At 63.2% G+C, this 13,143-nt stretch carries 17 protein-coding genes; 15 read left to right on the forward strand and 2 right to left on the reverse strand.

Annotated elements, in window-relative coordinates; all coding sequences use genetic code 11:
- Nucleotides 1-9: 9 nt before the first annotated feature.
- Nucleotides 10-432 carry a hypothetical protein gene (locus ACFKSJ_RS08205; protein ID WP_440949314.1) on the reverse strand — a complete coding sequence of 141 codons (423 nt, stop codon included), beginning with the start codon at nucleotides 430-432 and terminating at the stop codon, nucleotides 10-12.
- On the reverse strand, nucleotides 429-815 hold the full coding sequence (locus ACFKSJ_RS08210; RefSeq protein ID WP_440949315.1) for a hypothetical protein: 387 nt from the start codon (nucleotides 813-815) through the stop codon (nucleotides 429-431). Before ACFKSJ_RS08210 ends, ACFKSJ_RS08205 begins: the two co-directional genes overlap by 4 nt.
- A 127-nt stretch (nucleotides 816-942) precedes the next feature.
- Between ACFKSJ_RS08210 and ACFKSJ_RS08215 the strand changes: the two genes are divergently transcribed.
- The 15 genes from ACFKSJ_RS08215 to ACFKSJ_RS08285 all read left to right on the forward strand — a co-directional run bounded on the left by ACFKSJ_RS08215 (nucleotide 943) and on the right by ACFKSJ_RS08285 (nucleotide 12,884).
- Nucleotides 943-1,938, forward strand: a complete 996-nt coding sequence (locus tag ACFKSJ_RS08215) for a hypothetical protein (protein ID WP_440949316.1) — start codon at nucleotides 943-945, stop codon at nucleotides 1,936-1,938.
- A gap of 58 nt (nucleotides 1,939-1,996) precedes the next feature.
- Entirely contained in the window at nucleotides 1,997-3,241 is a 1,245-nt protein-coding gene (locus ACFKSJ_RS08220; RefSeq protein ID WP_440949317.1) for an NAD(P)-dependent malic enzyme, read from the forward strand.
- Between the two features lie 54 nt (nucleotides 3,242-3,295).
- Nucleotides 3,296-4,795: a DUF2193 domain-containing protein gene (locus ACFKSJ_RS08225; protein ID WP_440949318.1), complete on the forward strand. Its 1,500-nt coding sequence runs from the start codon at nucleotides 3,296-3,298 to the stop codon at nucleotides 4,793-4,795.
- A gap of 2 nt (nucleotides 4,796-4,797) precedes the next feature.
- A complete protein-coding gene (locus ACFKSJ_RS08230) occupies nucleotides 4,798-5,007 on the forward strand; it encodes a DUF2180 family protein (RefSeq protein ID WP_440949319.1) in 210 nt (69 codons plus the stop codon).
- A gap of 2 nt (nucleotides 5,008-5,009) precedes the next feature.
- On the forward strand, nucleotides 5,010-5,753 hold the full coding sequence (locus tag ACFKSJ_RS08235) for an MIP/aquaporin family protein (protein WP_440949320.1): 744 nt from the start codon (nucleotides 5,010-5,012) through the stop codon (nucleotides 5,751-5,753).
- Nucleotides 5,754-5,828: 75 nt separating this feature from the next.
- The gene (locus ACFKSJ_RS08240) at nucleotides 5,829-6,164 is read left to right on the forward strand and encodes a cupin domain-containing protein (protein WP_440949321.1); all 336 of its coding nucleotides are present in this window, start codon (nucleotides 5,829-5,831) and stop codon (nucleotides 6,162-6,164) included.
- A gap of 75 nt (nucleotides 6,165-6,239) precedes the next feature.
- Nucleotides 6,240-7,058 (forward strand): Ni-sirohydrochlorin a,c-diamide reductive cyclase ATP-dependent reductase subunit, encoded by an 819-nt coding sequence (gene cfbC / locus ACFKSJ_RS08245; protein ID WP_440949322.1) that lies wholly within the window; start codon nucleotides 6,240-6,242, stop codon nucleotides 7,056-7,058.
- Nucleotides 7,018-8,064, forward strand: a complete 1,047-nt coding sequence (locus ACFKSJ_RS08250; protein WP_440949323.1) for a nitrogenase component 1 — start codon at nucleotides 7,018-7,020, stop codon at nucleotides 8,062-8,064. Before cfbC ends, ACFKSJ_RS08250 begins: the two co-directional genes overlap by 41 nt.
- On the forward strand, nucleotides 8,057-9,217 hold the full coding sequence (locus tag ACFKSJ_RS08255) for a nitrogenase component 1 (RefSeq protein WP_440949324.1): 1,161 nt from the start codon (nucleotides 8,057-8,059) through the stop codon (nucleotides 9,215-9,217). Before ACFKSJ_RS08250 ends, ACFKSJ_RS08255 begins: the two co-directional genes overlap by 8 nt.
- Before the next feature lie 36 nt (nucleotides 9,218-9,253).
- Complete coding sequence (locus tag ACFKSJ_RS08260; RefSeq protein WP_440949325.1) at nucleotides 9,254-9,487, forward strand: YwbE family protein; 234 nt, start codon at nucleotides 9,254-9,256, stop codon at nucleotides 9,485-9,487.
- Between the two features lie 72 nt (nucleotides 9,488-9,559).
- Nucleotides 9,560-10,294, forward strand: coding sequence for an SAM-dependent methyltransferase (locus ACFKSJ_RS08265; RefSeq protein WP_440949326.1), 735 nt, complete (start codon nucleotides 9,560-9,562; stop codon nucleotides 10,292-10,294).
- Between the two features lie 241 nt (nucleotides 10,295-10,535).
- Entirely contained in the window at nucleotides 10,536-10,754 is a 219-nt protein-coding gene (locus ACFKSJ_RS08270) for a hypothetical protein (RefSeq protein ID WP_440949327.1), read from the forward strand.
- Entirely contained in the window at nucleotides 10,742-11,095 is a 354-nt protein-coding gene (locus ACFKSJ_RS08275; protein WP_440949328.1) for a chemotaxis protein CheB, read from the forward strand. Before ACFKSJ_RS08270 ends, ACFKSJ_RS08275 begins: the two co-directional genes overlap by 13 nt.
- 27 nt (nucleotides 11,096-11,122) lie before the next feature.
- On the forward strand, nucleotides 11,123-11,803 hold the full coding sequence (locus ACFKSJ_RS08280) for a CheR family methyltransferase (RefSeq protein WP_440949329.1): 681 nt from the start codon (nucleotides 11,123-11,125) through the stop codon (nucleotides 11,801-11,803).
- Between the two features lie 13 nt (nucleotides 11,804-11,816).
- Entirely contained in the window at nucleotides 11,817-12,884 is a 1,068-nt protein-coding gene (locus ACFKSJ_RS08285; protein ID WP_440951417.1) for a sensor histidine kinase, read from the forward strand.
- Nucleotides 12,885-13,143 lie beyond the last annotated feature (259 nt).

Consider the following 13,143-nt stretch of genomic DNA (forward strand, 5'->3'; position numbering starts at 1 on the left):
ACAGGGCGGTCATCGGTCTCCTCTCCGGCACAGATACATCTGATAGAGCCGGGCCGAGAGGACCAGCACCACGATCGACAGGGCCAGGGAGATCTGCGTCCCGAGTCTGAGCAGGTTCAGGTAGTCCAGCCAGAAGAGGACGAACATAAAGAAGAGACCGGTCAACCAGGCATACGAGAGGCCGCGGGCACCGATCTGCTTTGACCGTTCATCAGCCCACAGTCCAAAGAGGGTGGACTCGGGGCTTCCGCCGAACGTTCCCGGCCGAGCGAGTCCTACCGCGAGGGAGCCAACACCCACCAGCAGCAGAAAGCCCCCGGTGACGAGATCCTCCCGTCTCATGGCGAGGGCCAGGACCCCACAGAGCAGGAAGAGCCCGCCGGCGAGGAGAGAGAAGGGGTTCCGATGTCGTGTCGCCGGCACGCCGATCATTCGATATCCCCCTTCCGGAACAGGTACACCTGGTACAGGCGGCCTGACAGGGCAAGAACGACCACCGAGAGGGCGAGAGCGCTCTGGGTGCCCAGCCTGAGCAGGTTCAGGTAGTCCAGCCAGAAGAGGGCGAACATAAAGAAGAGGCCGGTCAGCCAGGCATACGAAAGACCGTAGGCCCCGATCTTCCTGGACCGCTCGTCAGATTCAAGGTCATCGCCGTACTGTCGGTGCCGGACGATCCCGACGGCCAGGAAGGCACACCCTGCAAAGAGCAGCATGGAGCCGGTGATCGCTTCACCTGCAGTCAGTATCATCGAGGCGAGGCCGCTGATGACCATCAGTGCCCCGACGACCAGCCGGTAGAGGTTTCTCTGTTTCATGGTATTACTCCTGAATGTTATTTATTTCTAACATCAACCCATAATAATGTTATCTATTTCTAACACTCCCGGGCATCAACGCAGGAGAACCCACTGTTTAAATACATGCGCCGTCCCGATAGCGAGTATGCGCCACGCTCTCCAGGCAGCGCACGTGCTGCTGATCCTGCTGCTGGTGATCCTGCCGGCGGCCGCCCATGTCCCGGTTCTGCCGGGGGACCACACCACCCTGGCCACGGCCGTGAAGATCCAGGACCCAGCCGTCTCCTATGCAATCTACAGTACCCTCCACGAGGCCGGCGAGGCCCATTACTACACGGTCGACCTGCAGAAAGGCGACCCGCTCCGGTTCTCGGTCTCGACCCCGGTGGAGGGAACCTTCGCCCCGTGGCTGGTGATCGCCGGCCCGGGGGTCGTGCAGCAGGGGACTGTGCCGAAGACCGTGGGGGTGCCCGCCGGCGACCATGCCGCGGTGATCCCGGGGATCAGGCCAGCCGTTGCCGACTTTGAGCCGTTCACCCCGATCGCCGGGTTCCGGACGGTGAACTATTCGGCCACGGCTCCGGCCGACGGCACCTACGTGATCGCCGTCTACACCCCCGGCGAGGGCGGGCCGTACACCCTCGCGGCCGGCACCCTCGAGTCGTTCTCCCCAATCGAGTGGGTCCGGGTGCCCGTCGACGTGATCGGGATCCGGCTCTGGCAGGGACAGTCGCCCCTGCTGATCGGCGGGCCGTACCTGGCGGTGCTCGCAATCGGCCTCCTCTTCTTTTCGATGCGGCAGAGAAGAGAGCGGATCATTCCGGCCGCCAGGATCGGCCTCATCGCTGGCCTCCTCTTTCTCGGTTCCGGCGTCGCCACCCTTCTCCAGATCGGGATCGCCCTGCAACTCGCCCCTGCCGGCCCCCTGATCGTGGTCCCGCTGGTGCTGGCGGCGATCGCCCTCGGTGCAGGAGCGGCCGCGGTCAGAGCCTCGGTGAAGGCCGGCGATTCAACCCCTGGACGGTTCAGACTGCTGATGCTCGTGGTCGGAGTTGTCGGCCTCGTCGCCTGGGCAGGGGTGATCATCGGACCGGTGCTCGCGTTCGTTGCAGCCCTCCTCCCGAAACAGACCTGGCTGTGACGGCCAGAGCAGAGCGAACCTTTAACTCTCAGCCCCCACTCGAGGTATCAGGAGAAACATGACCGACGAAGAAGAGAGGAAGGACGTCTACGCAGAGGCCCTCGCCCTGCACCGGGCCCACCACGGCAAGCTCGCCGTCCAGGCGACGGTACCGCTCAACACCCGAAAGGACATCGGGCGTGCCTACACCCCGGGGGTTGCCGCGGTCTGCAGGGAACTGGAACGCGACCCGTCCCTGGCGTACACCTATACGATCAAGGGGAACACCGTGGCGGTCGTCACCGACGGTTCGGCCGTGCTCGGCCTCGGCAACATCGGCGGGACCGCCGCCATACCGGTTATGGAGGGGAAGGCCGCCCTCTTCAAGCGGCTCGCCGGGATCGACGCCTTTCCGATCTGCTTTGCCGAGCAGTCCGCCGACATCGTCGGACAGATCCGGAACCTGGCCCCGGTCTTTGGGGGGATCAACCTGGAGGACATCGCGGCCCCCCGCTGCTTTGAGATCGAGGAGGAACTGCAGGACCTCGGCATCCCGGTGATGCACGACGATCAGCACGCCACCGCCATCGTGGTGCTGGCGGCCCTGATGAACGCCTGCACCGCAACGGGGAAAAGACTCGAAGATCTCCGGATCGTCGTCATCGGGGCAGGGGCGGCCGGGTTCGCCATCACCAGGCTCCTCCGGTGCATCGGGTATGAGAGCCGGGCCTGTCGGCCGGTCCGGGAACTGCTGGTCTGTGATCGGGAGGGGATCATCCACCGCAACCGGCATGGACTGTACAGCAACAAGTACAAGTTCATCATCGGCGAGGAGACGAACCGGGCCGGCCGGACCGGATCGATCGCCGACGCCCTGAACGGGGCCGACGTCTGCATCGGGGTCTCCGGGCCCGGGGTGGTGACCGAGGAGATGGTCAGGTCGATGAACAGGGATCCGATCGTCTTCGCCATGGCCAACCCGGTCCCTGAGATCATGCCCGACGAAGCGGCACGGGCCGGGGCGGCCGTGATCGGCACCGGGAGGAGTGACTTTCCAAACCAGATCAATAATGTTCTCGTCTTCCCCGGCTTCTTCCGGGGTGCCCTGGATGCACGAGCGATCAGGGTCACCGACGAGATGAAACTGGCCGCCGCCACTGCCCTGGCCGCCACGATCCGGCGTCCCACACGGGATCGGATCCTCCCCTCGGTCCTGAACCGGGGGGTGGTCAGGGCCGTCGCCGCTGCGGTCAGGGAGGCGGCAGTCGCATCCGGGGCAGCAACAGCCGGAACAGAAGAGAAGGTTAAAAGAGGAGGAGCGTGATCACTATGTCGCGGGATCATGATGCCAGCGATCCTGCAGAGATGAGGTAATACCATGACAGCACTGTACGAGAAGATGATCGACGAGGCGATGGCTGCCCAGCGCGCCGATGTCGAGACCGTGAAGAAGAAGCGTGGAACACAATTTGTGCTCAAGGACGCCGAAGCCTACCTGGACGCGGTGAAGAAGATGACCGCGATTGAGGGGCAGGCGCAGTCAGTGATCGATCTCCACACCGGCTCTGTGAAGGCCCACTTCTCGACACTCGATGGGCTGACAAACACCATCCGGCCTGAGGACGACCCGTTCGTCGAGCACTACCAGACACCGGTGGTGCTGGAGATCCTCTGTGAACAGGACCCTACTTTCAAGAAGAGCGTCGACACGTTCGTCGCGCAGATCGGAAAATCCGAAGCACTGCTGGGGCTCGAGTCCACACGCCGGTACGGCGGGTTCTACGGTCCGACCTGTGTGGTGGACTTTGCCCTGGTCCCGGGGTCCACCAGCAACGTGGTGAACCGGATCTTAAAGACCACCGACATCCCCAAAGCCCACAAGGAGGCGATCCTCGCTGCCAAGTCCTGGGGGATGAACACCTCGTACGGCGTCGGCGATGTCTTCGCCCATGCCATCGAGGCGGGGGCGACGCTGTCGGATGCCGTCCAGCAGGAGATCGCCATGTTCCAGTCGATCTACCGTGAACCGGTCGAGGCTCAGGCAAAGCTGATGGACTCGGTCGGTATGACCTCGTTCGACCAGAGAAAGTACATGGCCGGGTACCGGCAGAAGATGGAGAAGACAGTGATGGCCGCGGTCGCCGATGGTGTCCACTATGGGAACATCCTGACCATCCCGGCCTATTGCGTCGGCGATATCGCCCACCACATCTCCCAGTCCACCTTCAACATGTGCAAGGACGATGTGATCATGGCCACCATCGAGGCGGCCACCGAAGTGATGGAACGGTCCCTCCGCGCCGCGCTGCCGAAGTTCAAGAGCGAGTACGACCTGCTCTCCCTCGCCACCGGCTCCTCCGCCTGTGCCACCGAGTACATCCTTGAACTGGACGGGTTCAACGCGATCATGGTCGTCGACCTGCTGACCAAGCGGTACCACAACTATGTGCAGTTGAACCCGACCAGAGGGGCAGCCGCCGAACTGCACAACTGCGACTTCATGGACATGATCTACCGCGGCTGGAAGTACCTGGACAAGGCCCGGCGGGGACAGTGCTGCACCACAGAGGAGCTGGCCCCGACGGTGGGCGGCTTCCCGGTGGACCTCTCGCCGATCAGGGAGAACGAGGTGCTGATGAACCCGCAGCGGTACGCCTACCCGGCCTGTGCGATCACGGTCCGGTTCTCGGCCCTGATGCGGCTGGCCGACTACCCGTGCCTGCTGACCAGTGAGCCGGTGACGGCCACGATGATGACCAACATCATCGCGCTCCACAAGGAGGACCCGGCAGCCCCGGTCCGGGGATGCAAGAACTGCGCATCAGCAGCCCTGATGGATTTCAGGCACCAGTACTGCCAGTGGAAAGAGGCGGTCTAGAGATGAAGTGCTACATCTGTGCGCAGCAGGGAGATGACTCTGATGCGGTCGCAGCCTGCGTCGTCTGCGGGATGGGCGTCTGTATGGATCATGTGGTCAGGGAGGAGGTCGAGACCTGGGAGGGGGGCTACCCGTTCCCTGCAAAAAAACTCCCAAAGAAGATCCCCCGGATGCTCTGCCCTGAGTGTGTCAGCGTCTACCGGAAGGCCTGATCATGCCCTCACTGATGAAACGATCCGTCGCCGAGATGGTCGGGACACTCCTGCTGGTCTACTTCGGGGCAGGGGCGGCGGCGGTCACGCTGATGATCGCACACGGGGCGACAAAACCCAACGAGTTCAACATCGGGATCGGGGCCCTCGGTGGCCTGGGCGACTGGCTCGCTATCGGGCTGGCCTTCGGAATCGTGATCGCCGCTGGGATCTATGCGTTTGGCCGGATCTCCGGGGCGCACTTCAATCCGGCGGTCTCGATCGCCCTCTGGGCGACGAAGCGGTTCCCGGCAGGGGATATGGTCGCCTACATCATCGCACAGCTGGTCGGTGCCTCCCTCGGCAGCCTGCTCTTTGCGGCGACGGCCGGGATGGACGCTGTCACGATCGGCGGGCTCGGGGCCACAAACCCGTTCCCGGGGATCGGGATGGGGGCGGCGATCCTTGCTGAACTGCTCGGGACGTTCGTGCTGATGCTGGCGATCATGGGGGTCGCAGTCGACAAGCGGGCGCCTGAAGGGTTCGCCGGGTTGATCATAGGGCTGACCGTAGCCGGGATGATCACGACCACCGGGAACATAGCCGGTGCCTCCTTAAATCCAGCACGGACCTTCGGTCCGTACCTCGGCGACATGCTCCTCGGTGGTTCGAACTTCTGGGGGAACTTCCCGATCTACGTCATCGGGCCGATCGCAGGGGCCCTGATCGCAGCGTTCCTGTACGATTATCTGAACACAGAGGAGTAGTCCTCCCCTCTTTTTAGTGTGGTCCGACATCAGACCGGGCAAGGTTCTTCCCTGTTGAGCAGCAAGGAGTGGATCATGACAGATGAGCAGCGTGAGGACCTCGTGCGACAGATTCTCAGACCTGTGGATTTGATCGGGTACCAGACCGGGTCGGTCGTCAGCCGGATGATGGTCTTTAAGAAGAGCGGCACGATCACCCTCTTTGCATTCGACCAAGGGGAGGGACTCTCCGAGCATACAGCCCCCTATGATGCGATCGTGACGATTCTGGAGGGGGAAGCCCTGATCACGATCGAAGACGAACCGTTCACCCTGAAGGCCGGGGAGATGATCATCATGCCGGCGGAGAAGCCCCATGCCGTCGAGGCCGTCACCAGATTCAAGATGATGCTGACGATGATCCATGCCTGACCTCACAGGGAGAACACAACTTTTTTTGGGTTAACACCAGCAGATTGAATATTTCAGGAGACCAACCGGTATGCAATGAAGCAGATAGCCCTGTATGGCAAGGGCGGTATCGGCAAGTCCACGACCTCGGCTAACCTCTCCGCAGCACTCGCTGAGCAGGGACTCGGCGTCCTCCAGATCGGGTGCGACCCCAAGCACGACAGCACCAGGATGCTGATGCATGGTACCTGGATACCCACCGTGCTCGACCTGATCCGGGAACGCGGGGGGAACACTCTGACCACCGACGATGTGGTGTACACCGGGTACCGGGGCATACGCTGTGTCGAAGCCGGGGGGCCTGAACCGGGGATCGGCTGCGCCGGCCGCGGAATCATTGCGACCTTCCAGGTGCTCGAACAGCTCGGGGCGTTCTCGGCCGATGTGGTCGTCTACGATGTCCTCGGGGATGTGGTCTGCGGCGGGTTCGCGATGCCGATGCGGGAGGGCTACGCCGAGGAGATCTACCTGGTCACCTCAGGCGAGCTGATGTCCCTGTATGCGGCCAACAACATCTGCAAGGCGATCAATCGGCTCACCCAGCGGCCGAAGTGCACCTGCCGGCTTGCGGGCGTGATCTGCAATGCCAAGAATATCGAACGCGAGGAGGACCTGGTCAGAGAGTTCGCCGAGCGGATCGGCAGCAAAATGGTCGCATACATCCCCCGCGACCGCATCGTACAGCTGGCCGAAGTGAACAAGCAGACGGTGCTCGAGTACGCCCCCGACTCCGCCCAGGCTGCAACGTACCGAACACTGGCAGAGGTGGTGCTGACGAACACCGCACTGACGATCCCGACACCCTTAGAGTTGAATGAACTCGAAGACCTCGCATTCAGATACATATCGATATGAAGGGTGCACGCTGACCGGGGCGCTCTCGGTCACGACCGCGGTCACCGACGGGATCAGTATCATCCATGGCCCTGCCGGCTGCACCCACCACAACCTTTCTCTGATCTATGCGACACTGCTCGACCAGAAGAGCGGACCGTTTCCTGCACTCCATTCCGACCGGATCGGTGAGGATGAGATCATCTTCGGCGGCGAGGAGAAGTTGACCGCCGCGATCCGGGATGCCGTCAGGGACGGTTACGCCTCGGTTCTGGTCCTCGGCACCTGTGTGACCGCGGCCATCGGCGATGATATCGCCTCGGTCTGCGGACAGGACTGGCCGGTCCCGGTGGTGCCGGTGCAGACACAGGGGTTTCTCGGCGGGGTCTTCTCGACCGGGTTTTATAATGCTCTCTCAGCCCTGGCCAGCCTCGCCCCGGTGGTCCGGGAGGGGAGAGCAGAGCAGGGCTCTGGACCCTGCGTGAACCTGATCGGGGAGAAGAACCTGGAGTACGCGGTGGACGAGAACGCTGCCGAGGTGACACGGCTGCTCGGCCGGGCAGAGATCGGGGTGAACCTCAGGTTTGTCCGGGGGATCAGCACCGGCGAGATCGCCCTGCTCGGAAGGGCGGACCTGAACATTCTCCGTGAGCCATCCCTTGCAGCGTTCGGCGAGGAACTGCAGCAGCGGTTCTCGACCCCGTACCTGGACGGGTTCCCGGTCGGCCTCGAAGGGACCCTCCGGTTCATTCGGGAGGCGGCTGACCGGTGTGCTGTCGACGGCACCGCCGCCGTCGAGGAGGAGGCGATCCTCCAGGAGCAGATGCTCGACCGGTTCGAGCGTCTCAGGGGCGCCCGGGTCCGTTTCGGCCAGCCGTCCGATCGGTTCACCGCAGAACTGGCGGACCGGCTCGGCCTCGTCGTCAGCAGTGACGGGGCACCGGTCCGGATCCCGGTGCCGCTCCCGGTCGGGACAGCCGGCATACGCCGGATGCTGCAGCAGTGGAGGCGGACGATCGATGTCTGAACGGCCGGCCGATCTGGGCCCCGGCTGTGCCGGACCACTGGTCCCCTGTGCGATGACCGGGGCCGCGGCCTGTCTCTGCGGGTTCTCTGGCCTCGGGGTGATCGTCCACGGGGCGAGCGGATGTTTCTTCCACCCGTCCTCGCTCCTCCATTCGAAGGACCTGCACTGCACCTACCTGACCGAGGAGGAGGTGATCTTCGGCGCCGAAGAACGGCTTCTCTCCCTTGTACAGGAACTGGCGCCCCGGTACCCGAGGCTCGCCATCCTGAACACCTGCGTGCCGGCGATCATGGGGGAGGACCTCTCCTCGCTCTGTTGCGACGTGCCGGTGATGGTGATCGACTGTCCGGGGTTTACCGGCGGGGCCGACGCCGGTTACCGGGCAGCCCTCGCTGTGCTGGACCCCCGGGTCGACCCCGACGCCGACGGGATCGGGATCGACGGGATCTCCCGGATCGACCCGTTCTGGCGGGGGAATCGGGACGAGGCCGTCCGGCTGCTCGGGCTGGCCGGAGTTGGACCGGGGACGATCTTCGCTGCCGATACGGTAGCAGCGGTCGACCATGCCTCCCCGTTCTCGATCAGCACCAACCCGGACCTCGCTGCCCCGGCAGGCGACTCCTGCGGATCCCTCCTCGGCCTCGACCTGGTCGATGAGACCTTCGCCAGTCTGGCCGACCGGGACCACCGCGTGGACTACGAAGTGATCGCCAGCGAGGTCACCGACGCAGAGGAACGGATCGTCCGCGCCTGCGACAGGTATCTGCTGCGGTTCGACCCCCCGACGGTCGCCATCTTCGGCGGCCACGCGTATGCGATGGCTGCGGCAGGTATGCTGGAGCGGTACCTGGGGGCGGATGTGGCCGCCATCGGCGTCCGGGGGCTGCCGCCGGAAGGGGCCGGCCACCGGGTCTGCGAAGCCACCGGACTCGACCAGGTCACCAGCCTCCTCGAAAAGGCCGCACCCGACCTGGTCCTCGGCTCCTCGTTCGAAGAAAGGCTCAGTCCGGGTGCAGCCTTCGTCGGCTACGCGCCCCCCATCAGGGGAGAGGTCAGGCTGGCGGCGAGACCGTGTGTCGGGGTCGAGGGTGCGCTGGCCCTGATGGAAGGAGTGCTGAACGCCTCCATCGACCACGCCCAGACCCGCAGGTGAGGAACAGAGTTCAACCCGGCCGTTCAATCTTTTTATATGGGACCGGAGCGACAGGCCACACTCAGAAGTGCGATTAAGCAAGGGATCACCGTCGACGTGGTGCAGAAACAGGACCAGCGGAGCGGAACCCTGACCCGCGGGGTCGTCAGTGCGATCCTGACCAACTCGGCGACGCACCCACATGGGATCAAGGTCCGGCTGACCGACGGCAGGGTCGGACGGGTGCAGGCGATCATCAGCACCGGCGCTGATACGGGCCAGGAGTCCTGAAACCCATCTGACACTATACCGGCCACGGGATCGGAGAGATGGACTGATGAGGGTGGAGGACAACCAGTACGCATGGACTTTTTAGATCTGGTCACGCTCTCGCAGGGGTCGATGGCGATCATGAACCCGGTCACGCCTGAGAAGATCCGAGCGGTCGGGGAGGCGGCAGGGCTGAAACCGGGGATGCGGGTGCTCGAGGTCGGGGCCGGCAACGGGACGGTCCTTGCCGTCCTCGCCGAAGCGTTCGGGATCACCGGCATCGGGCTTGAGATCCGGCCGGAGGCCTGTGCCAGGGCAGAGCGGATGCTCGCCGAAAAGGGACTCTCTGACCAGGTCAGGATCATCTGCACCGACGCATCCACCTATATCCCGGAGACCCAGTACGACCTGATCGTCTGCCTGGGCGCCGCGTTCATCTACGGCGGCCTGGCCGACGCCCTTTCGATCCTGACCACCTTCACCGCCCAAGAAGGGGCGGTTCTCCTCGGCGAGCGGTACTGGAAGACCGAACTGGTGCCGCCGGAGTTCGCACGCGACTGGGAGGACATCCTGACTGAGTATGAACTGGTCCGGATCGCCGGGGAGGCGGGGTTCGATCTCGCCTTCCTGGTCAGGGCCGATGATGCGGACTGGGAGCGGTACGAGACCGGGATCTGGCGATGCTGCAGAGCCTGGCTGAAAGCGAACCCCGACCACCCGGAGTACGGCGAGGTCGCCGAGTACCTCCACCAGGTGCAGGACGAGTACCTCGGGTACGGGCGGGAGTACGCCGGCTGGGGGATGTACCTCTTCGAGAGGACATTATAATAGAATTTAATACCCATTTCTGGCGAGATCCGTCTCCGGATCGTCTCTTCTTAGTCAGCGAACCCCCTGGCAAAACCCGGTGCTGCTATGGTCGGGTTGGCGATGTGATGCGGGGATACCTGCGGGTCAGGAAGGCGCATCCATCTTCATTCTGCTGGCCACCAGAGGAACGGGTGCGATTCCATGCTATTTATATAAATATGCGGCGGATGAGAGATAGATATAGTGACGGCGACCCTGCATGAACAAGAACAGTGATCCTGTCCCGGCCGATGACGAAATCTCGATCGGGAGATCTGGTGCGGAGTTGACCACGGACATGGATGCAGTGCCAAAGAAGACCCTCCTGCCATCCAAGGATGACTTTCCCATCGTCGGTATCGGAGCCTCGGCCGGTGGGCTTGAGGCTCTCGAACAGTTCCTGAAGGGTATCCCCAAAAAAGCGGCATGGCCTTCGTGATAGTCCAGCACCTCGACCCGACCCAGCCTGGGATGCTGCCCGAACTGCTGCAACGTGCCACCCCGATGCCGGTCATCCAAGTCACGGAGACTGTGACCATCCGGCCGGACTCTATCTACGTCATCCCGCCGGGCCATGACCTCTCCCTGCTCCACCGGAGTCTGTACCTGCTCGAACCGCACGCCCCACGGGGACTGCGCCTCCCGATCGATTTCTTCTTCCGTTCCCTGGCTGACGATCTGCAGGAGAAGAGCATCGGAGTTATCCTGTCTGGGATGGGCTCCGACGGCACGATCGGTCTGCGGGCGATCAAGGAGAAGGGAGGGCTCGCACTCGTCTAGGATCCAGCCTCGGCCAAGTTCGACGGAATGCCCCGGAGCGCCATCGACGCTAGACTGGCCGACATCATCGCACCGGCCAGCGACCTGCCAGAGAAGATCCTCGCGTTCGTCCGACACGGACCGATCATCACCGAACCGGAGCCTCCACTCGAATCCAGGGCGGGAAGTACCTTTGATAAGTTCATCATCCTGCTCAGGGCACGCACCGGGCATGACTTCTCCCTGTACAAGAAGAACACCGTGAACCGGCGGGTCGAGCGACGGATGGCGATCCACCAGATCGACCGGATCACCGACTATGTCCGATTCCTCCAGGAAAACCCCCCTGAACTCGACCTGCTCTTCAAGGAGCTTCTGATCGGGGTGACCAGTTTCTTCTGTGACCCCGCTGTCTGGGAGGAGCTCGGAGACCGGGTGATCCCCGACCTGATCGCGGCCTCGCCGGATGGCACAACACTCAGGGCCTGGGTGGCCGGCTGCTCGACCGGTGAAGAGGCCCTCTCCCTCGCGATCGTCTTCCGCGAGGCCCTCGGGAAAGCATCGCCGGCAAAGCAGTGCACCCTGCAGAGTGTGGTATGCCCATCTGGAGGGAAGGGCCGAGCCGGCAGGGCCGAACGGCGACGATCGGATCCGGCTGGCATTCAGCGATGTCACCGAGAGAGAAAGGGCGAACAAGGCCCTCGCCGAGAGCGAACAGCACTTTCATAGCCTCTTCGAGACGATGCTCCAGGGCGTGGTCTACCAGAACGCCGATGGTCGGGTCGCCTCCATGAATCCGGCGGCGGAGCGGATCCTTGGAAAAAGTCAGGCCGAGTTCACGAACCTGACCTCGGAAGATACCGAGCATCACACGATCCGGGAGGATGGCACGAAGTTCCCCGGCCCGGAGCATCCGGCGATGGTGGCCCTTCGGACCGGGCAGGAACTGGAGAACGTGGTGATGGGCGTATTCAATCCCCGGGAACAGGGCTACCGCTGGATCAGCATCGACGCTGTGCCTCTCTTCCGACCTGGCGAGGAGACACCCTACCAGGTCTACACGATCTTCGACGATATCACTGAACGCAGGAAGGCCGAAGAGGTGCTCAGGGGGTATGGGGAGAGACTGCAGGCAAGCAACGAGGAACTGCAACTGTTCGCCTATGTCGCCTCCCACGACCTGCAGGAGCCGCTCAGGAACATCGTCAGCTTCAGCCAGCTCCTCAACCAGCGATACCGGGGCCGGCTCGACGCGGACGCGGATGAGTATATCAGGTTCATCATCGAGGGCGGGAAGCGGATGCAGATGCTGATCCAGGACCTGCTCCAGCTCTCCCGGGTCGAGACGTCGGCCATGCCGCTGGTGCCGGCGGATACGCAGAGGATCGTGGCCGACACACTCGGAACGATGAAGACCCTGATCCATGAGGCAGGGGCGACCGTGACCGTGGAAGATCTGCCACCGGTCATGGCCGACGCAACCCAGCTCGAGCAGGTCTTCGCGAACCTCGTCGGAAACGCCCTGAAGTACCGCCGGCCCGGCGTGCCTCCCGTGATCCGGATCTCGGCCGAGCGTACAGAGAAATGCTGGCGTTTCGCCGTGGAAGACAATGGGATCGGGATCGCGCCCGAATTCTTCGATCGCATCTTCGTGATCTTCCAGCGGCTCCACACCAGGGACGAGTACGAGGGAACCGGGATCGGGCTCGCGATCGTCAAGAAGATCGTCGAACGACACGGCGGGCGGGTCCGGGTCGAGTCGACGCCCGGCGAGGGGAGCACGTTCTTCTTCACCCTGCCGGCGGTGTAGCTCCATTCGGTCACGATACTTCCGATACCGTGATTCCGGACCGTGCACCATTGCCCGGGATACCGGTCTCGCTGATGGAGATGCCGGCCCCGTTTATCAGCAACGATGATCCCAAGCCCGGTGCCGGTTGGATGATCTGAAATACTGATACGAGTGACAGCGCCTCCATGTTGCCGGCGTTATCACACTGGTAGTAACAGATCTCTCCAGGGAGGGGGTCTGCATAAAGTTCTGGGCGGTCATCGGGAATTTTTAGGTA

Origin of the sequence: Methanosphaerula subterraneus (assembly GCF_052055875.1) — an archaeon.
Lineage (GTDB): Archaea > Halobacteriota > Methanomicrobia > Methanomicrobiales > Methanospirillaceae > Methanosphaerula > Methanosphaerula subterraneus.